The 19,776-nt window shown below is 59.5% G+C and carries 19 protein-coding genes and 1 tRNA gene; 14 read left to right on the top strand and 6 right to left on the bottom strand.

The features are described from left to right. Window positions 1–80: 80 nt before the first annotated feature. Both lipB and ACR0K1_RS07040 read right to left on the bottom strand, forming a co-directional pair. Complete coding sequence (lipB, locus tag ACR0K1_RS07045) at window positions 81–737, bottom strand: lipoyl(octanoyl) transferase LipB (protein WP_480849413.1); 657 nt, start codon at window positions 735–737, stop codon at window positions 81–83. A gap of 39 nt (window positions 738–776) precedes the next feature. Continuing rightward, window positions 777–1,436, bottom strand: coding sequence for a DsbA family oxidoreductase (locus tag ACR0K1_RS07040; protein ID WP_480849411.1), 660 nt, complete (start codon window positions 1,434–1,436; stop codon window positions 777–779). Between the two features lie 140 nt (window positions 1,437–1,576). Here ACR0K1_RS07040 and ACR0K1_RS07035 point away from each other — a divergent pair. From ACR0K1_RS07035 to ACR0K1_RS07015, 5 genes are all read left to right on the top strand, one after another. Further along, a tRNA-Leu gene (locus ACR0K1_RS07035) sits at window positions 1,577–1,663 on the top strand. A gap of 264 nt (window positions 1,664–1,927) precedes the next feature. Continuing rightward, window positions 1,928–3,808, top strand: coding sequence for a glycosyltransferase family 2 protein (locus tag ACR0K1_RS07030; protein ID WP_480849408.1), 1,881 nt, complete (start codon window positions 1,928–1,930; stop codon window positions 3,806–3,808). A gap of 88 nt (window positions 3,809–3,896) precedes the next feature. Continuing rightward, window positions 3,897–4,559 (top strand): class I SAM-dependent methyltransferase, encoded by a 663-nt coding sequence (locus ACR0K1_RS07025; protein WP_480610190.1) that lies wholly within the window; start codon window positions 3,897–3,899, stop codon window positions 4,557–4,559. A gap of 25 nt (window positions 4,560–4,584) precedes the next feature. After that, window positions 4,585–5,637 (top strand): glycosyltransferase family 2 protein, encoded by a 1,053-nt coding sequence (locus ACR0K1_RS07020; protein ID WP_480610192.1) that lies wholly within the window; start codon window positions 4,585–4,587, stop codon window positions 5,635–5,637. Between the two features lie 25 nt (window positions 5,638–5,662). After that, window positions 5,663–7,573 (top strand): ATP-grasp fold amidoligase family protein, encoded by a 1,911-nt coding sequence (locus ACR0K1_RS07015; RefSeq protein WP_480610194.1) that lies wholly within the window; start codon window positions 5,663–5,665, stop codon window positions 7,571–7,573. A 24-nt stretch (window positions 7,574–7,597) separates the two neighbouring features. Here the strand turns inward: ACR0K1_RS07015 and ACR0K1_RS07010 are convergent, their stop codons facing one another. Next, entirely contained in the window at window positions 7,598–7,900 is a 303-nt protein-coding gene (locus ACR0K1_RS07010; protein WP_480610196.1) for a DUF6476 family protein, read from the bottom strand. On the opposite strand from ACR0K1_RS07010, the gene ACR0K1_RS07005 reads away from it, so the two are divergent. The 5 genes from ACR0K1_RS07005 (at window position 7,899) to ACR0K1_RS06985 (ending at window position 12,366) form a co-directional block, all read left to right on the top strand. After that, window positions 7,899–8,933: an RluA family pseudouridine synthase gene (locus ACR0K1_RS07005; protein WP_480610198.1), complete on the top strand. Its 1,035-nt coding sequence runs from the start codon at window positions 7,899–7,901 to the stop codon at window positions 8,931–8,933. The genes ACR0K1_RS07010 and ACR0K1_RS07005 overlap by 2 nt on opposite strands. A gap of 146 nt (window positions 8,934–9,079) precedes the next feature. Then, window positions 9,080–9,976, top strand: coding sequence for an RNA polymerase sigma factor RpoH (gene rpoH / locus ACR0K1_RS07000; protein WP_480849405.1), 897 nt, complete (start codon window positions 9,080–9,082; stop codon window positions 9,974–9,976). A 177-nt stretch (window positions 9,977–10,153) separates the two neighbouring features. Further along, the gene (locus tag ACR0K1_RS06995) at window positions 10,154–11,128 is read left to right on the top strand and encodes a Gfo/Idh/MocA family protein (RefSeq protein WP_480610202.1); all 975 of its coding nucleotides are present in this window, start codon (window positions 10,154–10,156) and stop codon (window positions 11,126–11,128) included. Between the two features lie 58 nt (window positions 11,129–11,186). Further along, on the top strand, window positions 11,187–11,456 hold the full coding sequence (locus tag ACR0K1_RS06990) for a DksA/TraR family C4-type zinc finger protein (protein WP_480610204.1): 270 nt from the start codon (window positions 11,187–11,189) through the stop codon (window positions 11,454–11,456). 19 nt (window positions 11,457–11,475) lie between these two features. Continuing rightward, window positions 11,476–12,366, top strand: a complete 891-nt coding sequence (locus ACR0K1_RS06985) for a DMT family transporter (protein ID WP_480610206.1) — start codon at window positions 11,476–11,478, stop codon at window positions 12,364–12,366. On the opposite strand, the gene ACR0K1_RS06980 is transcribed toward ACR0K1_RS06985, so the two are convergent. From ACR0K1_RS06980 to ACR0K1_RS06970, 3 genes are all read right to left on the bottom strand, one after another. Beyond that, window positions 12,367–14,187 (bottom strand): M3 family oligoendopeptidase, encoded by a 1,821-nt coding sequence (locus tag ACR0K1_RS06980; RefSeq protein WP_480849402.1) that lies wholly within the window; start codon window positions 14,185–14,187, stop codon window positions 12,367–12,369. An 81-nt stretch (window positions 14,188–14,268) separates the two neighbouring features. After that, window positions 14,269–15,246, bottom strand: coding sequence for an alpha/beta fold hydrolase (locus tag ACR0K1_RS06975; RefSeq protein WP_480610210.1), 978 nt, complete (start codon window positions 15,244–15,246; stop codon window positions 14,269–14,271). Continuing rightward, complete coding sequence (locus ACR0K1_RS06970) at window positions 15,246–15,536, bottom strand: SCP2 sterol-binding domain-containing protein (protein WP_480610212.1); 291 nt, start codon at window positions 15,534–15,536, stop codon at window positions 15,246–15,248. The genes ACR0K1_RS06975 and ACR0K1_RS06970 overlap by 1 nt, the downstream gene beginning before the upstream one ends. A gap of 71 nt (window positions 15,537–15,607) precedes the next feature. Between ACR0K1_RS06970 and ACR0K1_RS06965 the strand changes: the two genes are divergently transcribed. The 4 genes from ACR0K1_RS06965 to fdxA all read left to right on the top strand — a co-directional run bounded on the left by ACR0K1_RS06965 (window position 15,608) and on the right by fdxA (window position 19,762). After that, window positions 15,608–16,177, top strand: a complete 570-nt coding sequence (locus tag ACR0K1_RS06965; protein ID WP_480610214.1) for a tetratricopeptide repeat protein — start codon at window positions 15,608–15,610, stop codon at window positions 16,175–16,177. Window positions 16,178–16,198: 21 nt separating this feature from the next. Further along, entirely contained in the window at window positions 16,199–18,985 is a 2,787-nt protein-coding gene (locus tag ACR0K1_RS06960) for a helicase-related protein (RefSeq protein WP_480610216.1), read from the top strand. A 6-nt stretch (window positions 18,986–18,991) separates the two neighbouring features. Then, window positions 18,992–19,357, top strand: coding sequence for an RNA-binding S4 domain-containing protein (locus ACR0K1_RS06955; RefSeq protein ID WP_480849399.1), 366 nt, complete (start codon window positions 18,992–18,994; stop codon window positions 19,355–19,357). A gap of 66 nt (window positions 19,358–19,423) precedes the next feature. Further along, a complete protein-coding gene (gene fdxA / locus ACR0K1_RS06950; protein ID WP_171121124.1) occupies window positions 19,424–19,762 on the top strand; it encodes a ferredoxin FdxA in 339 nt (112 codons plus the stop codon). The last annotated feature ends 14 nt before the right edge of the window (window positions 19,763–19,776 follow it).

The raw sequence follows: 19,776 nt of genomic DNA, 5'->3' as shown, positions 1-19,776 counted from the left end.
CCGTGACGGGAAACAGACAATCTCAGCGCGCAGAATTGTTGTTGCCCTGAATATCTCAATGCGATTCGAGTCAGTCGGGATCAGGCTTCGGCGTGCTCGAAGACTTCGGCAAAGGTTTTCTGCAGGGCGGCGTCAAGATCCGCCATGGTCACAGGCAACCCCAGATCGACCAGAGAGGTCACGCCGTATTCACTGATCCCGCAGGGGACGATCCCGGTGAAATGGTCCAGATCCGGTTCCACATTGACCGAGATTCCGTGAAAGCTGACCCATTTGCGCAGGCGCAGCCCGATGGCGGCGATCTTGTCTTCGGCTGGTTTGCCGGTGATCGTCCTGGGCTTATCGTCCCGGCGCACCCAGACGCCCACGCGACCGTCGCGGATTTCACCATTCACGTTGAACTCACCCAGCGCCGCGATGACCCAGTTTTCCAACTGCTTGACGAACCGGCGTACATCGCGCCCGCGTTTGTTCAGGTTCAGCATGACATAAGCAACACGCTGGCCGGGGCCGTGATAGGTGTATTCGCCCCCGCGCTGGCTTTCATAGACGGGAAACCGGTCGGGGTCTGTCAGGTCTTCGATCTTGGCCGAGGTCCCGGCCGTATAAAGCGGCGGATGTTCCAGCAGCCAGACGCATTCATCGGCTTCACCCGCCGCGATTGCGGCGACGCGCGCCTCCATAAAGGCGACCGCATCTTCATAGCTGGTCAGACCGTCGGTGATTTTCCATTCCATGGGGGCCTCATACCGTGCGGGGCAGGCGGGGGAAAGAGGTCAGGCGGCCTCGGTTTGGCAGCGCTGCAGGACCTGGCTGTAGGTCTCGGTCCCCTGAGCCCCGGTCAGCAGGTATTTCCCGGCAAAGACCATTGACGGCACGCCCGAGATCCCCCGGCTGGTCCAGAACTGCTGTTTCTCACGCACCGGGGCGGCGTGTTGCCCCGAATCCAACGCCACCCGCGCTGCGTCCGGGTCCAGCCCTGCGGCTTCCACGGCGGTCAGCAGAACCTCGGGATCCGAGACATCCTGTTGCCCGGTGAAATAAGCGTCGAACAGCGCCAGCTTCAGCGGATGCTGCCGACCTTGCGCTTCCGCCCAATCCAGCAGCTGATGCGCTGCGAAAGTGTTCACAATCCGACTTTCGTCATTGAAATTGAAGGTAAACCCCAGTTCTGCGCCCAATGCTGTCAGCCGGTCACGGGCTTGCTGGCTTTGCGCTGCGGTCGAGCCGTATTTCTCGGCAATATGCTCACGCAGGTTCTGCCCTTCGGGCGGCATGTTCGGGTTCAGCTCAAAAGGATGCCACCTGAGCCGCGCCAGCAGGCCCTGTTCCTGCAGGGCCAGATCAAGCTGCCGGAACCCGACGATGCACCAGGGGCAAACGACGTCGGATACGATGTCGATCTGGATGGCGGGGCGGGGGTCAGGTGTGGGCATTCGTTGTTCCTGTCAGATGAGCGCGTCTAGGATATGCCCCAAAATATGAACGCAGGCCGGGAATTTAAACCACTGTGTTTTTGCCTCTTCACATCACCTGCGCCAGCGTCTATACGCGCCTCTACCAAGCCAATGGCAGTGCGGTCGTGGCGGAATTGGTAGACGCGCAGCGTTGAGGTCGCTGTGGGGTAACACCCGTGGAAGTTCGAGTCTTCTCGACCGCACCAAACACTCCAACAAGACTACTGAATTAGCCGGTTACAGCCTGTTAAGGACGGCGGTGTATCCGTCGGGCTATGCCCTGCCGCAAATCGTCTTGTCTGGTCTTTCTTCGCGCGCCGCGGTCGGTCAGGTTCGAGAAGCCGCAGATGCTGGTCAGTCGCGGTGCGGTCGCTTGCAAAGCGTTGTTGGGACACATAACAAAGTCGGGCGTTCGGCGAACCTGAAAGAAACAGGCGAAAAACGCAGCAAACGGCTACAGGTGCAATCTGATGAGACTTGTCATTTCCACGATGAAAGACGAAGGGCCGTTTATTCTCGAGTGGATCGCCTATTACCTCTCCATCGGATTCACGCATTTCATTGTAAGCTCGAACGATTGCTCGGACGGTACCGACAAAGTCCTCAAACGGTGCGATGAACTGGGATTTCTTAAACATATCGACAACCCGGGGCCCTGGAAGTTTGGTCCACAGGCGTCTGCTTATTCAAACGCCATGGATCATCCCTGGTACAAAGAGGCTGAATGGATTCTGGTCTGCGATGTCGATGAGTTCTTGGACATTCGTATTGGGGGCGGGACATTGGATGACCTGTTCCGCGCCATGCCGCATGCGGATGGGTTTGCAGCGATTTGGCAGCTATTCGGCCATAATGGCATCGTCGATTTCGAAGATCGGTTTGTGACCGAGCAGTTCACCCGCGCGGGTGCACTGGGGGCGGTAAGCCCGCATAATCTGCGCGCTTTCAAATCGTTGTTCCGCAACATTGGTGCGTACCGTGAGATCAGTACGCACAGGCCCCGAGGCCCCGTTGGCGACAAAGCCGAAAAGTTTTTTTGGGTGGACGGAGATGGCGACCCCTTGCCGCCAGCGTTGCGCAGGCGGGGTTGGGCCTATTCAACCACGGGTGCCGCGTTTGGACAGTCCTTGTTCCGCATGAACCACTATGCTGTCAGATCAATCGAGAGTTACCTGATGAAGCGGCTACGGGGGGACGTGAACACCACGGCTTTTCATCCAAAGATGGAAGCGTCTGGTCAGGCTTATTGGAATCTGCACTGCCACAATGATGTTGAGGAAACATCCATCCTTTCGAAGTTTGATCGGCTTCGCACTGCCTATGAGAAGTTGTATTCAGATGCCGTTTTGAAAGAGTTGCACGATCAGGCCGTGGCCCACCACAAGACACGGATCGCAACCATCCGAGAGACGGATGTGGCAAAGAGTTTCATTAGGAAAAACAAGAAATTCCGCAGCGGTAAGAATGTGAAGGCGCTTGATTTAGGTGTAATGGAAGAGGCGGACCTTTCCTTTCATCCCGAAACCTACAAAGACCCCGAGGTCACATTTGCTCAGGTGGCCAAGTGGACACGCTTGGGCAAGATGTCGAAAATCGAAAACTCCAAGCCGAACAATTTTCCTTGGTTTGTCCGGCTGGATTCCCTGGAAACTGCTCTGGAGTATGAAGAGGCCGCAGCGCTGCACGACAGTATTATAGATGCCAAACAGGTGTCCCTTCCGTTTGACCCGAAAGACCCCGCGCTTCTGCCCGCAGCTTCGCCAGAGATGGAAAGAACCAGGGAACAGCGGCAAAGCTTTCTGAAATCGATCAGCGGCAAGAAGAACTGGGTTCTGATCGGGCATGTGGAGCCCGAACTGGTCGATGAAATACTGGCGCTGGATGCGGTGTCCCAACTGACGGTCATTGCCCCCTGGGGACTGTCATGGGACAGCTTCAACTGCGCCGATGCCACCAAAGACCCCGAATTGCAGGCGCTCGACCGGTCGTTCTACGCTTTTCTCGAGTATTTTCGGCAACCCATCCTTGACGGGCGGCTGCGGGTCTACCGGGCGTTGCCCCCATTGATGCTGAAACTGTTCGAGGACGAATCCGTCGGCGTGGTCATCATTCGCGGTGTCCGGGCCGAGCGTGTCATGACCCAGCTACTCCGGCGGATCGACCGTGTTCTGGCCCCCGGCGGCAGTATCGCGTTTACCTCTTACCGCAGGGGGAAGGGGTCGTATTCGGGTATGTCCGCAGCGATAAACAGTTTTCTGGGGGGCAACGCGGCCCGGTACCGTGTCACCAGCCTGCAGCCACCGTGGCTTGGCATCGACAAGTTACCTCCACTTAACACTGAAGATACATAGTTTCTGGCTCTTGCGTCTTGGGCATGGTAGCCCTTCATCAAGCAACAAAACGGGTTGGAACAAAGCCCGCCACCACAGCGAGGTCGAGATGTCAGACGAATCCAAGGTCATCGGTGCGATGCCCGGAAGCCAGAAGAAGCCAAAGGCGGCGAAGGCGACCAAGCGGAAGAACTCGAAAGATGCCATTCGTCGGACCTTTCTCTCGCGCCTGCCCAAAGGCGGTGTCGCGGTTGAGATCGGGGTCTGGCAGGGAGAGTTCTCGCCGACCATTCTGAAGCTTCTGGAACCCAGCCAGCTTTTCCTGATCGACCCTTGGAAACATATCGGTGAGGAATCGCACACAACCGCGTTTGTCGGGCGGACCGAAGACGAAAAGATGGAGGCGATTTTCCAGAAAGTCGTCAAATCTTTCGAGAAAGAGATTGATGAGGGCAAAGTCGGCATCATCCGCGATTTTTCGGTTCCGGCGCTGCAGTTGTTCGAGGATGAGAGTATCTCATTCGCTTACGTGGATGGCGATCACTCCTACGAAGGCGTATCTGCCGATCTTGCGGCGCTGTTTCCCAAGATCAAGCCGGGCGGGATCATGGCCTTTGACGATTACCACCGGCGCGGCTGGTGGGGCGATGGCGTGATCCGTGCGGTGAACGAGTTTCTGGGGCTTCACCCCCGCGAACTGCGCATCCGTGCAATCGCGGGCGCGCAGATCGCGATTGAAAAGATCGTTCCGCAGGACGACAGCAAGCAATAAGACCACAAGGTATCGGGTAGCGGCGATGGGCAAATCTGAAAAAGTCCTGATCACGTCCATGAAGAACGAAGGGCCCTATATCCTGGAATGGGTGGCCCACCACACGGTGCTTGGCTTCGACAAGATCATCGTATTCACCAATGATTGTTCGGATGGGACAAACCAGATCCTCAGACGCCTGCAGCATTTGGGGCATGTGGAGTTTCACAGGAACCGGGTCGGTGTCGGGGGAATTCACCGGTCCGCTTTGCGGCAGGCGCGCCGTCTTCCCGTTGTGAAAGAGGCGCAGTGGATTTACGTCGGGGATGCAGACGAGTTTTTGAATATTCACGTCGGCAACAACAGGGTCGACGACCTGATCGAAGCTACGCCGGATGTGGATGTCATATCCATCCCGTGGAAGCTGTTTTCGAACAATGGTCGCCACGTGCTGCGGGATTCCCCGATCACCCGGCAATTCACCGACAGTGAAATGGATTTCGAAGATGGCGGGGCCGGGCGGCGGTTCGTCAAGTCGATGTTCCGGCAGGGGGAATACTACACGCGCTACGGGCTGCATAACCCGCACCCCAAGCCTGACCTGCAGGCCGGTATCTTCCGTTCCGTACCGGGCGGCCACGCGAAAGAGCCTGCGCCGTTCGGAAACCACGTGGCGCCCCCATTCGGGTTTGAGGTGGCACAGATCAACCATTACGCCGTCCGGTCAACGCAAGCCTATCTGGCTAAGCGCAGCCGGGGGCGGGCCAACCATTCCGCGCAGACTTTGGGAACCGAATACTGGGATCGCTGGAACCGGGGCGGTGCTGAAGACACCTCGGTCCTCAGGTACAAGGATAAGGTCGACGCGCTGGTGGAGGAATTCAAGGCTGATCCAAAGCTTAAACGGCTCCATAAACGGGCCTTCCGCTGGCACAAGGATCTGATCGGCCAGCTTCTGGAACTGCCGGACTACCACGATCTTTACGAAAAGCTCATCGACAAACCGGCTGTGAAATTCGTCGCCCGGGATCGCGATACTCACGAACGGCTTGCCAAGGTCGCGGTGCCTGCCTCGGATGAAAAGCGCCCTGAAACCTGACCGATAAGCCCCCGGAGTTGCGTTAATGGGTGTCGACAACAATCTTCCGACAATTGGAATGCTCTGGCTGGAGGGGCCGCTGAGCTTCCTTGAACAGATGTGCCTGCTGTCCTTCACGGCCAACGGGCACAGGGTGGTGCTGTTCCACTATGGCGAGGTCGAGAACGTCCCCGAAGGTATCGAACTGGTGTCGGCGAACGAGATTCACGAGCCGAAGCAGTTCATCATGAACAATCAGTTCCAAACACCTGTGCCGCAATCTGACATTTTCAGGCTGCAGCTTATGAAAAAGACGGATTTCCTGTGGTGCGATACCGATGTGCTTTCGCTGGCCCCAATTCCGAAAGCGGATCATGTTTTCGGATATTTCAGCAAATACTCGATCTGCAACGCGGTCATGCGGCTGCCAACCGATAGCCCTACCTTAAAGGCCTACACCGAATACAGTCTGGACCCGTTCCCGATCCGCCCTTGGGTTGAAGGTGCCGAAAGGGCAGAGCTTGAGCGCCAGAAGGCAGCTGGGGAATTGCCACACGCGTCCGAGCAGGCGCACAGCGTCTATGGCCCCGAGGTCATGACGTGGTACCTGAAGCATTTCGATGAGATCTCGCATGCCAGCCCGATCCCGGTGTTTTATCCCCTGCCGTTCCGCCAGACCGGGCAGGCCAACGATATTCATGCGCGTGAGTTCCGCGAAACCTACCTGACCGACGAAACGCTTGCTATCCACCTGTGGGGGCGTCGGATGCGTTGGTGGATTGCCAGGGGCATCAAGCGGTATTCGTTTCTGGATCGCAGGCTGCGCGCGCTGGGCATCCGCCCGGCCAACGCGCCGCTGCCACCGAGCAAGAAAAAGGCCGCCCGGAACAAGATCAGGTTTCCCGACGACCTTCCCCCGTTGCGCATCAGCCGGGAAGAGATCAGCCGGGCCACGAATGGCATCGTGTCCGAGGCTCAGGTCGCCAGTTCCGAAGACTCTCTTCGATACGCGCAAGAGCAGCTTGACGGGATTATGGAAGACAACTTGTTCGGTGTGAACAACACGCCGCGTCAGGGGCTTCTGCGCGGCTGGGATCATTACAAAAACCATGCCGCTAGGCTGAATGCCCTGTCGATGTCGCTGTCACGTTTTGCGAATAGTCATGGCTATCTACCGGATTTGACCAAGCCAAAGACGCTGACGGAAAAGCTGTTGGTCACGAAGCTGTTCGGCGAGATGCCGGAGCGCTCGGCGGCTGACAAACTGTCTGCCGACAGCTTCGTGCCCGAGGGTGCCCGGCACCTGTTGACGCCGGTGCAACGATATTGGGACTCGCCGTCGCCCGTGTTGCCTTCGCAACTCGAGCTTAACCCGGGTCGGTACTGGCTGAAACTCAACAACGGGCAGGGGAAGAACTTGCGCCTGACCTGGCCGTTGGACGAGGCTCAGCGCGACTTTGCCAGCCAAACGCTTTCGATATGGGCCAGAAAGCGTATTCCGCACGGCTTTTGGGCGGCAGAGTGGTGGTATTCCACAATAGAAACCCGGTTCTTTCTGGAAGAGGACCTGACCGCAGATGGTCAGGACATCATCGACTGGAAGTTCTGGGTGATTGCCGGGCGGGTTCACCTTGTGCAGGTCGACCGGGATCGCTCGCGCGGGCATGTGCAGATGATCCACGACCGGGATTTCAAATACATTCCGAAAGAACTGTATTTCCCGACCAGCGCGGAAACCGAGCCCCGGCCCGAACGATATGACGACATGGTGCAGATCGCCGAAGCCATAGGACAGCGCGTCGAGTTTGCGCGGGTGGACCTTTATGCCAAGGGTGACCGGATTTATCTGGGCGAGATCACGCTATGCCCCTTTGGCGGCAAGCAAAAAATGCGCACGCCGGGATTGGATGAGGAATTGGGACAGCGCTGGGTCGGAACGCGGCTGTTTCCCAACTGAACCACCGGTCATGTGCCGCGCGGGTCACTCGACCGCAACCTCCCGCCGCAGTTTGCCCGTGGTTTTGTCAAAGATCAGAATGCGGTTGTCATCCGTCACCACCGCATACCAGTTGTTGCCTATCGTCAGCGCCTGCGCCCGTGCACCGTCCGGCAGTTCGATCTGATCGGGCAGGGTGGGGGTGCGGTCCGAAAGCCGGATGACAATCAGCGCGAATGTCACTAGAACCCCGCCAATCATCACCGCGGTCAGTAACATGACCATGCGCCGCAACAGCCGAAGTTGCGGTGTTTCCTGCGGTTCCTGGGGTTCGGAAGGGACAGTCATGAGCACCCGCCAGATTGAGTTTCAGATCGCGGCCGCTCCGCCGCCCCGCCTTGATAAGGCGCTTTCGCGGGATGTGCCAGCCGGGGAAAACCTGTCGCGCACCCGTTTGGTTCGGTTGATCGAAGACGGCGCGGTTCTTGTAAACGGGGCGCAGGCGCGGGACCCGAAATTCAAGGTGGCCGAGGGCGCTGTGGTCGTGATCACCGTGGCCGATGCGGAAGAAAGCCATATCGGCCCCGAAGATATCCCGTTGCAGGTTGTCTATGAAGACGACGATCTGATCGTGCTCAACAAACCGGCGGGAATGGTCGTGCACCCGGCACCCGGCTCACCCAATGGGACGCTGGTAAACGCGCTGTTGCATCATTGTGGCGATGACCTGTCCGGGGTCGGCGGGGTCAAACGCCCCGGCATTGTGCATCGGATCGACAAGGAAACCTCGGGCCTGCTGGTCGTTGCCAAATCCGACGCCGCGCATCACGGGCTGGCGGCCCAGTTCGAGGCGCACAGCGTCGAACGCTACTACCGCGCCATCTGTTACGGCGTGCCGGATGCAAACGACCCGCGTTTGCGGGGGGTAAAGGGCGTCAGTTTCGAGCCCGGAAACATCATGCGCCTGACCACGCAACTGGCGCGGCACAAGACCGATCGTCAGAGGCAGGCGGTTCTGTTTCACGGCGGTCGCCACGCTGTCACGCGTGCGCGGGTGGTTGAAACATTTGGCGCACCCGCTGGTCTGGCGCTGATCGAATGCTGGCTGGAAACCGGGCGCACGCATCAAATCCGGGTCCATATGGCGCATGCGGGGCATGGGCTGGTCGGCGACCCGGTCTATGGCGGCAAGCGCAAATTGTCGGCCAAGGCGTTCAGCCCGGCTGCAATGGATGCTGTGCGCGCTTTCCCGCGTCAGGCGCTGCATGCCGCCGTTTTGGGCTTTGAGCACCCGGTAACGGGCGAAAACCTGCGGTTTGAGGCTGATTTGCCGGAAGATATGCAAAACCTGATTGTAGGGCTACGCGATCCGCTGACATAATCAGCAAAGTCTTGTGAGTAAGCGTTTCTTATCTTTTCTTTACCAAGGTTTAATTTCAAACTGTTAACAGCACCTCTTGAACGGACAGGGTTCCTTACCCATATCCTATGTTAAAGACTTAAACATTTGTCGGAGGGACATCATATATGGCAAACTACGCAAATCTCCCCGCACCGACGCCCGAGGGCGGCCTGAACCGCTATATGCAGGAAATTCGCAAGTTTCCCCTGCTGGAGCCGGAAGAAGAATACATGCTGGCCAAGCGCTGGGTCGAAAAGCAAGACACCGAGGCGGCGCATAAAATGGTCACCTCGCACCTGCGTCTGGCGGCCAAGATCGCCATGGGCTATCGCGGCTACGGTCTGCCGCAGGCCGAGGTGATCTCGGAAGCCAATGTGGGCTTGATGCAGGCGGTCAAACGGTTTGACCCGGAAAAGGGGTTCCGTCTGGCGACCTACGCGATGTGGTGGATTCGTGCCTCGATCCAGGAATATATCCTGCGGTCGTGGTCTTTGGTGAAGCTGGGCACGACCTCGGCGCAGAAGAAGCTGTTTTTTAACCTGCGCAAGGCCAAGGCCCGCATCGGCGCTTTGGAAGAGGGCGACCTGCGCCCGGAAAACGTCAAACAGATCGCCAACGACTTGGGTGTGACCGAAGAGGAAGTGATCAGCATGAACCGCCGGATGTCCGGTGGCGATGCCTCGCTGAACGCCACGGTCGGGTCCGAGGGCGAAGGCACGATGCAATGGCAGGATTGGCTGGAAGACGAAGATGCCGATCAGGCCGGTGACTATGAAGCGCGTGATGAGCTTGAGGCGCGGCGTGAGTTGCTGGCAGCCGCTTTGTATGTGCTGAATGACCGGGAAAAGGACATTCTGACCCAACGCCGCCTGATGGATCAGCCCGTCACGCTGGAAGAGCTCAGCACGCAGTATAACGTCAGCCGCGAACGTATTCGCCAGATCGAGGTTCGCGCTTTCGAGAAGCTGCAGAAAAAGATGCGTGAGCTTGCCCGCGAGAAGGGCATGCTGGGCGCTGTCTGACAAGGCAACGATCAGCCCGCTGTTTCGGCGGGCTGATCACTTTGCCAGCGACCAAATTTCCCAAATAATCCAAGCCCCGGAAAAGACTGACTTCGCTCCGGTTGCCTGATAGACAGGTCGGGCTGGTGAAACCCTTTGAGCGCAAAGGGCTTCTGCGTTTGGATCACGGAGGGGATGATGCATAAACCGGTTCGCTTTGGTGTTTTGGGTGCCGCCAAATTTGCGCGGCAACATATGGCTCCGGCCATACATGCTGCGGGTGGGGCGGAACTGGCCGGTCTGGCGACCTCGGACCGGTCAAAGGCCGAGCCCTTTCTGGACTTCTGCCCCGGTTTGCAGGTCTATGACCGCTATGACGCCCTGCTGGCCGACCCGGAGATCGAGGCGGTCTATATCCCTCTGCCAAATCACCTGCATGTGGAATGGAGCCTGAAGGCGCTGGAGGCCGGCAAGCACGTTCTGTGCGAAAAGCCGATGACGATGCGGGTGGATGAGTTTGACGCCTTGATCGCCAAACGGGACCAGACCGGCCTGCTGGCAGCCGAGGCCTACATGATCGTGCACCACCCCCAGTGGCAACTGGCGCGCAAGCTGATCGCCGACGGGGCCATCGGCAAGCTGGCGCATGTGACGGGCGCTTTCAGTTTCGACAACCGGCAGGACACGACGAACATCCGAAACCGGGCCGAGACGGGCGGCGGGGGGCTGCGCGACATCGGCGTCTATGTCATCGGCGGCGTGCGGTTCGCGACAGGGCAAGAGCCGGCTTCGGTCCAATCGGCGATCCGCTGGCAGGATGACATAGACGTTTTCACCGAAATTCGCGCGCAGTTCCCCGATTTCACTTACTCAGCCTATGTCTCGATCCGCATGCATCCGCATCAGGAGATGGTGTTCCACGGCGAAGGCGGTGTGATCCGCCTGACCGCGCCTTTCAACGCGCGTGTCTTTGGCGAGGCGCGGGTGGAACTGCACCGTCCGGGGTTGGAACTGCAGGTCATGCGTTTTCCGGGGGACGACCACTATAAGCTGCAGGTCGAAGCCTTTTGCCGCTCGGTGCGCGAGGGCGTCGATTATCCGTGCCCGCTGGAATTCACACGCGGGACTCAGGACATGATTGATCGCGTGTTCGACGGGGCGGTTTCGCTGTAACTTGCCCGATCCCGCGCGACCTGTGTATCCTGTCCATCTCGGAAGCAGGAGGTGACTCATGGCCGGTGGTTGGGCGCGTGATGGCGCGGTAAGCGAACAGATCGAGGCGTCGATTTCGGACGAACTGGCGCGAATGCAGGCGCAAAAGCGGCCCGTTGGCGAAAGCCTGACCCACTGTGCGGAATGCGAGGAACCCATTCCCGAAAAACGCCGCAAGGCCCTGCCGGGGGTGAAGCTGTGCCTGGACTGCCAGCAGGACCGTGATGGCGCGTTCAAAGCGCGCGCCGGCATCAATCGGCGCGGATCGAAGGACAGTCAGCTGAAATAACCCGGGGAGGGGAGGCTTTGTGACCCACGATCCTGCAAAACGCACGCCGCTTTTGCAAAACGGACTGGTCCTTGGATTTGCAGCCGCTTTTCTGTGGGGGACCCACTCTGTCATCGTGCGGTATCTGACCGGTGATCTGGGCGGAATGCAGATTGCCGTGACGCGCCTTTTCATTGCGGCTTTGGCAATCTTCTGCATGCTGCGCGCGATGCGCGCGCCGGTCTCTGTTCAGTTTCGGGACGTCAATTTCCGCCTCGCGGTTTTGGCGACCGTTGTGAATTATGTGCTGTTTCATGTCGGGCTGGAACATACCGGTGCCGCCAACGCGATGGTGCTGGAAAACACGGCCCCGTTCTTCGTTCTCCTGTTCCTCTATTTCTTTGCGGACACACCCGTCAGACGGATCGAGGTGCTGGCAACCGTGCTGGCTATCTTCGGTGTTTTTCTGACCGTTTTCAGAGACTTCCAGGGCGGAGGTGAACCGCTCTTCGGCGACCTTATGGAGATCGGCGCAGGGTTCAGCTGGGCCGCGTTCCTGATCGCCAGCAGCCGGGCGATGAAGGCCTCGCAAACGACGGCTGAGCGGCTGAACTTTCTGTTCGGCATATTCGTCTGCTCTGGCGTGTTGCTGGTGCCTCTGGCGTTGTTTTCCTTGCAGATGCCGACAGCCAACGACGTGGTGTTCCTGTTGCTTCTGGGGATCCTGCCGACCGCGCTGGCCTATTACCTTTGGTACGAAGCTGCCGCGCTCGTCTCGACCCTGACCGCGACCCTGATGTTCGCGGCGTCGGTGGTGTTCACCTTTATCAACTCGGCGCTGTTTCTGGGGGCCGCAATCACGCCGATTGCGGCCTTGGGGGCTGCATTGATCGTGGCCGCCGTGTTCCTGACGACCACAAGCCAGAAGTGATCAGCCCTCCATCGCTTCCAATTCGTCAATAAAGCCCGAGATCATCGACAGGCCCTTGTCCCAGAATTTGGGATCGCTGGCGTCCAGCCCGAACGGGGCCAGCAGTTCCTTGTGATGCTTGGACCCACCGGCGCGCAGCATGTCGAAATACTTGTCCTCGAACCCGTCCGCGCCGCTTTCGTAAACGGAATAAAGCGCGTTCACGAGGCCATCGCCAAAGGCATAGGCGTAGACATAGAAGGGCGAGTGGACGAAGTGGGGGATATAGGCCCAGAACGTCTCGTATCCGTCCATGAATTCAAATGCGGGGCCAAGGCTTTCGGCCTGAACGCTCATCCACAATGCGTTGATGTCATCGGGGGTCAATTCGCCCTCGCGCCGGGCGGCGTGGAGCTTGCACTCGAAGTCATAGAACGCGATCTGGCGGACGACTGTGTTGATCATATCCTCGACCTTGCCGGCCAGCAGAACCTTGCGCTGTTCAGGCGTTTCGGCCTTATCCAGCATCTTGCGGAAGGTCAGCATTTCGCCAAAAACCGACGCAGTCTCGGCCAGCGTTAGCGGGGTCGACGACAGCATCTCACCCTGACCGGCGGCCAGAACCTGATGCACGCCATGGCCCAGCTCATGCGCCAGAGTCATCACGTCGCGCGGTTTGCCCAGATAGTTGAGCATGACATAGGGGTGAACATCGGTGACGGTCGGATGCGCAAACGCGCCCGGAGCCTTGCCGGGCTTCACGGCGGCGTCGATCCAACCTTTGGTGAAGAAAGGCGTCGCGATTTCGCCCATACGCGGGTCGAAGGCATTATAGGCGTCCATCACCGTTTTCTCGGCCTCGGACCAATTGACGACGCGGGTGTCTTCCATCGGCAGGGGCGCGTTGCGGTCCCAGACCTGCATCACGTCCAGACCCAGCCATTTGCGTTTCAAATCATAGTAGCGATGGCTCAGCTTGGGGTAGGCGGCGACAACGGCTTCGCGCAGGGCCTCGACCACTTCGGGTTCGACATCGTTTGACAGGTGGCGACCGGTTTGCGCTGTCGGCATGTTGCGCCAGCGGTCGACGATTTCCTTTTCCTTGGCCTGCGTGTTGTGGACGCGGGCAAAGGTTTTGACGTTGTCCTGAAATACGCTGGCCAGTTCCCGCGCGGCAGCTTCGCGCTTGCTGCGATCCTGTTCGGTCAGCAGGTTCAGCGTGCCCTCGATGTTCAGTTCCTGATCGTCAACGGTAAAGGTCAGCCCGGCGATGGTTTCATCGAACAGGCGTTCCCAGGCATCCCCGACAACGCCGAGGTCGTGTAGGAATTTCTCCAACTCGTCAGACAGTTGGTAAGGTTTCATCGCCCGGATACGGCGGAAAACAGGCTCGTAGCGGGCGAGGTCCGCATTTGCATCGAAATGCGCCTTTAGCGCGTTGTCGTCGATCCGGTTGATCTCGAGCGTGAAGAACACCAGCGGCGTGGTGAAGATGGTGATCTTTTCCTGCATGTCGGACAGGAACTTCGCGCGTTCCGCATCCGTGGTCAGTTGGTAGTAGCGCAGACCGGCAAAGGACATGATCCGCCCGGCGATGGCGTTGATCTTTTCGTTGCGCTGAACGCAGGTCAGCAAGCCCTGGGCGTCCAGATCGGCCAGCTTGCCTTCGTAATCCGCCGCGAACGAGGCGCATTCGCCTTCCAGCCAGTCCAGATCGCGCGAAATCTCGGGCGCCTCTTCCGAGGTGTAGAGATCACTCAGATCCCATTCCGGCAGGTTGCCCAGATTGTCGGCACCGCCGCCAGCGTTTGCATCACGGACGGGAAAGGGAAGGTCGCGCATGGATCACCTTTGTAAGATTGTTTGGCAAACATCTAGGGCTGGCGCGCCCGGATCACAAGCGGCCAGACCCTATCGCGACGATCAACGCGACAGGGCAGGCTCGGGCGCGCCGTTGGATTGGCTGGCCAGAAAATGCGCCGCCAACTGGTCAAGCACCGGTCCGCGGACGTCCGGGGCCTCCATCAGCACCTCATGCTCGCCATCGGGAATCTCGATCAGTTTGCCCGTGGGCCAGCTGGCCATGCGCGCCCGGATCGCCTTGCGGTCGACGATCTGTTCGTGACTGCCCATGAAGGTCAGGCACGGGGTGTCCGGTGCCGGCTGTTCGATCAGCCAGGCGCATTCATCCAGGGATTCACGCAGCCACCGGTTCGACGGCGCGCCAAGCGCCAGTTCGGGGTGGGCGGTCAGTTGATCCTGCATCATCTTGTACATGGCGGGATCGCGTGTCAGGACGTTTCCGTCAAAGGGCTGCGACAGGACATAGCTTTCCAACGTCGTCGTCGGAGGCGTCCATTGCCCCATCCCAAGCGCGGTGCCCCAATAGGCCGTGACCCGGCTGAGCGGCTTCATGATCGGGGTAAAGAAAATACCCCACATCGGGCCGGTAAAGGCGCAGGCCGCGAAGCATTTGTGTTCGATCACAGCCCGCAGACCGATTGCACCGCCCATCGAGTGGCCGATAACATACCAGGGCTGGGGCAGATCAAGTGTGGTGGCCAGATCAAGCACCGCCTGAACATCCCGCTGATAGTCGGGGAAGTGATCTACATGGCCGATGCGCGGATCATCCAGCAGCCGGTCCGCCATACCCTGTCCGCGCCAGTCCACGGCCAGCATTGCAAAGCCGCGTTTTACGAATTCGCCCGCCGTGCTGCCGTATTTCTCGACATATTCCGTACGGCCGGGAAACAGCATCACCGTGCCGTTCGCAGTGCCCTGCGGCAACCAATGGCCCACGCGAATGCGCTTGCCGTCCGAGGTGCGCAGCCAATGCGCCGCGCCCCCGGCAGGTCCACCGGCCACGGCTTCGAACAAGGGGGCCGGCGACAAGTCCATCAGGCCAGCACCGAGGCGAGCTTCATGGCGATTCCCATGTCTCCGTCCACGCTCAGCTTGCCGGACATGAACGCGCCGGTTGGGTTCATCTCACCGCTCAGGATCTGTTCGAACGTGTCCGCGTCGGCGCTCAGGGTCACGTCGGCCTCGTCATCACTGACGCGCGCGCCGTCGGCATCCAGCACGATGTTGCCCAGATCGGTAATGGCAAACCGGGCCGAGGCGTCGAACGCGCCGCTTTCGAGTTTTTCGTTCAGCGCGGCGGCTGCCTTTTCAAGAGTCACGCTCATGGTCTTCCTCACTTTTGTTTCGTGCGTCGTGAATGGACATCCTCTGTCTCGACGCTAAAGTGATGCTTGTTATGAGCATTGCAAGCATCAATCTCAAAGGTATCGTTGCGGCAACCGCAGTCCTAGTCATGTTTTCCACCAGTTGCATCGCGCAAGAGGCGGATTCCCGGGATGAGGGCGTGCTTTTGCAGCAATTGCAAGAATCGACGCCGGAACAGGCCATTGGGATTGAACGGCAGCTAAAGGCTTTGTGGTCGCAGTCGGGTTCGGCCTCGGCGGATTTGCTGCTGGAACGCGGGCGCGAGGCGATGGAAGACGGCGATATGGACGCGGCGCTGGATCACTTTACGGCGCTGACGGACCATGCGCCTGATTTTGCCGAAGGCTGGCATGCGCGGGCCTCGGTCTTTTTCGGGATCGAACGGTTTGGGATGGCCGCCGCCGATCTGGAATACGCGCTGACCCTGAACCCGAACAATTTCGAGGCGATCTACGGCCTGGGCTTGATTTTCGAAATTCTGGACAAGCCCAAGCAGGCGTATAACGCCTATGAGCGCGCGCTGGCTATACATCCCCACTATGAAGAAGTAACCAATGCCGTGAATCGACTGAAGCCTCAGGTCGAGGGCGCTGCGCTCTAAGATCCGGGGCAGGGGGCAAAGGTGAGCGGGTCATCCCGAATCGTGGCCGTACTTGGCCCGACAAACACAGGAAAAACCCATTACGCGATCGAGCGGATGCTGGGCTATCGGACCGGAGTCATCGGTCTGCCGCTGCGTCTGCTGGCGCGCGAGGTCTATGACAAGATCGTCGCCATCCGTGGTCCGTCCGTCGTGGCGCTGGTCACAGGCGAAGAACGGATTGTGCCGCCCCGCACCCAGTATTGGGTCTGCACGGTCGAGGCGATGCCCGAAGGCATGGGCGCGGATTTCGTGGCGGTGGATGAAATCCAGCTCTGTGCCGATCCCGAACGGGGCCATGTGTTCACCGACCGTCTGCTGCGTATGCGCGGCACGCATGAGACGCTGTTTCTGGGTTCTGACACGATGCGCGGTTCGATTGCCGCACTGGTGCCCGAGGCGCAGTTTGTCCGGCGCGAGCGGATGTCGCAGCTGGTGTATTCCGGTTCGAAAAAGATCAGCCGGATGCCTGCGCGCAGCGCCATCGTCGGGTTCTCGGTGGATAATGTCTATGCGATTGCCGAGTTGCTGCGCCGTCAAAAGGGCGGGGCGGCGGTGGTCATGGGCGCGCTCAGCCCGCGCACGCGCAACGCGCAGGTGGATCTTTATCAGAATGGTGAGGTGGATTATCTGGTCGCCACTGATGCCATCGGCATGGGCCTGAACCTGGACGTGAACCATGTGGCGTTTTCGTCCCTGACCAAATTCGACGGTCGGCGGATGCGTCCCTTGGCCCCGAACGAACTGGCCCAGATCGCGGGCCGTGCAGGTCGTGGCATGTCCGACGGCACCTTTGGCGTGACGGGCGAGGCCCCTCCGCTGGACGAAGGCGTGGCACAGGCGATCATGGACAGCCGATTCACGCCGATGAAAAAGCTTAACTGGCGGAATGCTGCCCTTAGGTTCGGCTCGGTTGACGCGCTGATCGACTCGCTCGAGGTCAGCCCGAATGACGAACATCTGATCAAGGCGCGGCCCGCCGATGACCTGAACGCGCTGAAATCGCTCTCGCAAGTGACCGAGGTGGCGGCCCGCGCTAGCGATGGTCAATCGGTCCGTTTGCTTTGGGATGTGTGCCGTATTCCCGACTTTCGCGGCATCAGCCACGCCGAACACGAAAGTTTGCTCGAAGTTATCTACGGCCACCTCCACGAACGAGGTGCAATCCCCGACGACTTCATGGCGCGGCAAATCCGCCGGATCGACCGAACAGACGGGGATATTGATGCGCTCTCCAAACGACTGGCATATATTCGCACCTGGACATATGTTGCGCAGCGAAATGGCTGGGTACGTGACGAATCCCATTGGCGCGAGGAAACGCGCACTGTAGAAGACAGGCTGTCGGACGCGTTGCATGACCGTCTGACCAAACGATTTGTGGACCGGCGCACGTCCGTTTTGCTGCGCCGGCTCAAACAGAAGGAGGCCCTTTTGGCCGAAGTAAATGACAAGGGTGAAGTGACCGTCGAAGGTGAATTCGTCGGTCGTCTGGAAGGGTTCCGGTTCATTCCGGACAAAGCCGCGCAGGGGACCGAGGCGAAAGCCTTGAAATCGGCCTCTTTGCAGGCACTCGCACCGCAATTCCATCTGCGTGCCGACCGCTTCTACAACGCGCCCGATACCGAAATTGATTTCACCGATCAGGGTGGCCTGATGTGGGGCGAATATGCCGTTGGTAAGCTGGTTGCAGGGGCTGAACCTCTGAAACCGGTGGTCGAGGTGTTTGTGGACGAGGCCGCAGGCCCGGACGTTGAACAGAAAGTGCAGCGCCGGTTGCAGCATTTCATCGACCGCAAAGTGGCCGCGCTGTTCGAGCCGCTGCTGAACCTGTCACGCGACGAAGAACTGACCGGTCTGGCCAAAGGTTTCGCCTTCCGCATGGTCGAAGCGTTGGGCGTGCTGCCCCGCGCGCAGGTCGCGCAAGAGGTCAAGGATCTGGATCAGGACGCCCGCGGTGCGCTGCGCAAGCACGGCATCCGGTTTGGCCAGTTCACCATCTTCATGCCGCTGCTGCTGAAACCCGCGCCGACGCGCCTGCGTCTGGTTCTGTGGGCGCTGTCCAGCGGGCTACAGGAATTCCCCGAAGCGCCGCCTCCGGGTCTGGTCACTGTGCCGGTCGCCAAGGACGCGCCCAAAGGCTACGACACCATGTGCGGTTACCGCGACGCCGGTGAGCGTTCGATCCGGATCGACATGCTGGAACGTCTGGCCGACATGCTGCGGTCCGAAGACAGCCGGGGCGGGTTCGAAGCCAAGGCGGATATGCTCTCGATCACCGGTATGACGCTGGAACAGTTCGCCGACCTGATGCAGGGGCTGGGCTACAAAGCCGAGCGCGGTGAGCGGGAGAAGGTCAAACCTGCTCCGGCAGAGCAACCTGCGGAAGAAGCGCCCGCGCAACCTGTCGCCGAAGAAACCCCGGCACCCGAAGCAACAAGCGAAGAGGTCGCCGCACCCGCCGAGGCGTCAGCCGAGGCACCTGCAGAGGATCAAGCTGCGGAACCGACATCCGACGAGCCCGAGGTCGAAGTGTTCTTCACCTTCACCTGGGGTCGCCAGCGCCAGCAGAACCGTGGCCCGCGCCGCGAGCAGGGGCCAGGCAAGGGCAAGCCGCGCGGCAAACCTCAGGGCAAGCCGCAGGGCAAGAAGGGCGGCAAGCCGCAGGGCGGCAAATCCTTCTCGTCCCGGCCTCCGAAAAAGGAAAAGGCCATCGACCCCGACAACCCCTTCGCAGCCGCGCTGATGGGGTTGAAAGACGGCAGCTAAGCGCCAATGGCAGAGCCCAAACTGCGGATCGACAAATGGCTGTGGCAGGCGCGGTTCTTCAAGACCCGCAGCCTGTCCGCCAAACAGGTCAGCGGCGGCCATGTGCGCCTGAACGGAAACCGGGTTCTGAAACCGGCCCAGTCGGTTGTTCCCGGTGATGTTCTGACCTTCCCGCAGGGGCGGATCGTGTGCGTTGTCCGCATCGAAGCGCTGGGTGAACGGCGCGGTCCTGCGCCCGAGGCGCAAATGCTGTATACGGATCTGACCGAAAAGCAGGAAGCAAAGCCCAAAAATCCGGGTTTTGAGGGAAAAGGTCGCCCGACCAAGAAAGATCGGCGTGCGATTGATCTTTCTCGCAGGTCCGACGGCTGATCTTGGCTTGAAGAGAGCGCCATACTGAATTAGCTAGTCGCTCAAACCGCAAACGGGAATTCGACCATGACCTACGTTGTCACCGAGAACTGCATTGGCTGCAAATACACCGACTGTGTCGAAGTGTGCCCGGTGGACTGTTTCTATGAAGGCGAGAACACGCTGGTCATTCACCCTGACGAATGCATCGACTGTGGCGTCTGCGAACCCGAATGCCCTGCCGACGCAATTCGCCCCGACACCGAGCCAGGGATGGACCAATGGGTCGAGTTCAACCGGAAATACTCGGAAATGTGGCCGGTGATCGTCACCAAGAAAGATCCTCTGCCCGAGGCCGAGGAGCGCGATGGTGAAGAAGGCAAGATGGAAAAGTATTTCTCGGAAGCGCCGGGCGAGGGCGGCTAAGCGATTCGCGCCCG

Source organism: Ruegeria sp. F5 (assembly GCF_056533845.1).
Note: the sequence above shows the minus strand (reverse complement) of the source record. Positions and strands in the feature narration are given on the sequence as shown.

What these genes read in the sequence shown, in the direction of transcription:
- lipB (WP_480849413.1), bottom strand. Translation starts at nt 737, where the DNA reads ATGGAATGGAAAATCACCGACGGTCTGACCAGCTATGAAGATGCGGTC.
- ACR0K1_RS07040 (WP_480849411.1), bottom strand. Translation starts at nt 1,436, where the DNA reads ATGCCCACACCTGACCCCCGCCCCGCCATCCAGATCGACATCGTATCC.
- ACR0K1_RS07030 (WP_480849408.1), top strand. Translation starts at nt 1,928, where the DNA reads ATGAGACTTGTCATTTCCACGATGAAAGACGAAGGGCCGTTTATTCTC.
- ACR0K1_RS07025 (WP_480610190.1), top strand. Translation starts at nt 3,897, where the DNA reads ATGTCAGACGAATCCAAGGTCATCGGTGCGATGCCCGGAAGCCAGAAG.
- ACR0K1_RS07020 (WP_480610192.1), top strand. Translation starts at nt 4,585, where the DNA reads ATGGGCAAATCTGAAAAAGTCCTGATCACGTCCATGAAGAACGAAGGG.
- ACR0K1_RS07015 (WP_480610194.1), top strand. Translation starts at nt 5,663, where the DNA reads ATGGGTGTCGACAACAATCTTCCGACAATTGGAATGCTCTGGCTGGAG.
- ACR0K1_RS07005 (WP_480610198.1), top strand. Translation starts at nt 7,899, where the DNA reads ATGAGCACCCGCCAGATTGAGTTTCAGATCGCGGCCGCTCCGCCGCCC.
- ACR0K1_RS07010 (WP_480610196.1), bottom strand. Translation starts at nt 7,900, where the DNA reads ATGACTGTCCCTTCCGAACCCCAGGAACCGCAGGAAACACCGCAACTT.
- rpoH (WP_480849405.1), top strand. Translation starts at nt 9,080, where the DNA reads ATGGCAAACTACGCAAATCTCCCCGCACCGACGCCCGAGGGCGGCCTG.
- ACR0K1_RS06995 (WP_480610202.1), top strand. Translation starts at nt 10,154, where the DNA reads ATGCATAAACCGGTTCGCTTTGGTGTTTTGGGTGCCGCCAAATTTGCG.
- ACR0K1_RS06990 (WP_480610204.1), top strand. Translation starts at nt 11,187, where the DNA reads ATGGCCGGTGGTTGGGCGCGTGATGGCGCGGTAAGCGAACAGATCGAG.
- ACR0K1_RS06980 (WP_480849402.1), bottom strand. Translation starts at nt 14,187, where the DNA reads ATGCGCGACCTTCCCTTTCCCGTCCGTGATGCAAACGCTGGCGGCGGT.
- ACR0K1_RS06975 (WP_480610210.1), bottom strand. Translation starts at nt 15,246, where the DNA reads ATGGACTTGTCGCCGGCCCCCTTGTTCGAAGCCGTGGCCGGTGGACCT.
- ACR0K1_RS06970 (WP_480610212.1), bottom strand. Translation starts at nt 15,536, where the DNA reads ATGAGCGTGACTCTTGAAAAGGCAGCCGCCGCGCTGAACGAAAAACTC.
- ACR0K1_RS06965 (WP_480610214.1), top strand. Translation starts at nt 15,608, where the DNA reads ATGAGCATTGCAAGCATCAATCTCAAAGGTATCGTTGCGGCAACCGCA.
- ACR0K1_RS06955 (WP_480849399.1), top strand. Translation starts at nt 18,992, where the DNA reads ATGGCAGAGCCCAAACTGCGGATCGACAAATGGCTGTGGCAGGCGCGG.
- fdxA (WP_171121124.1), top strand. Translation starts at nt 19,424, where the DNA reads ATGACCTACGTTGTCACCGAGAACTGCATTGGCTGCAAATACACCGAC.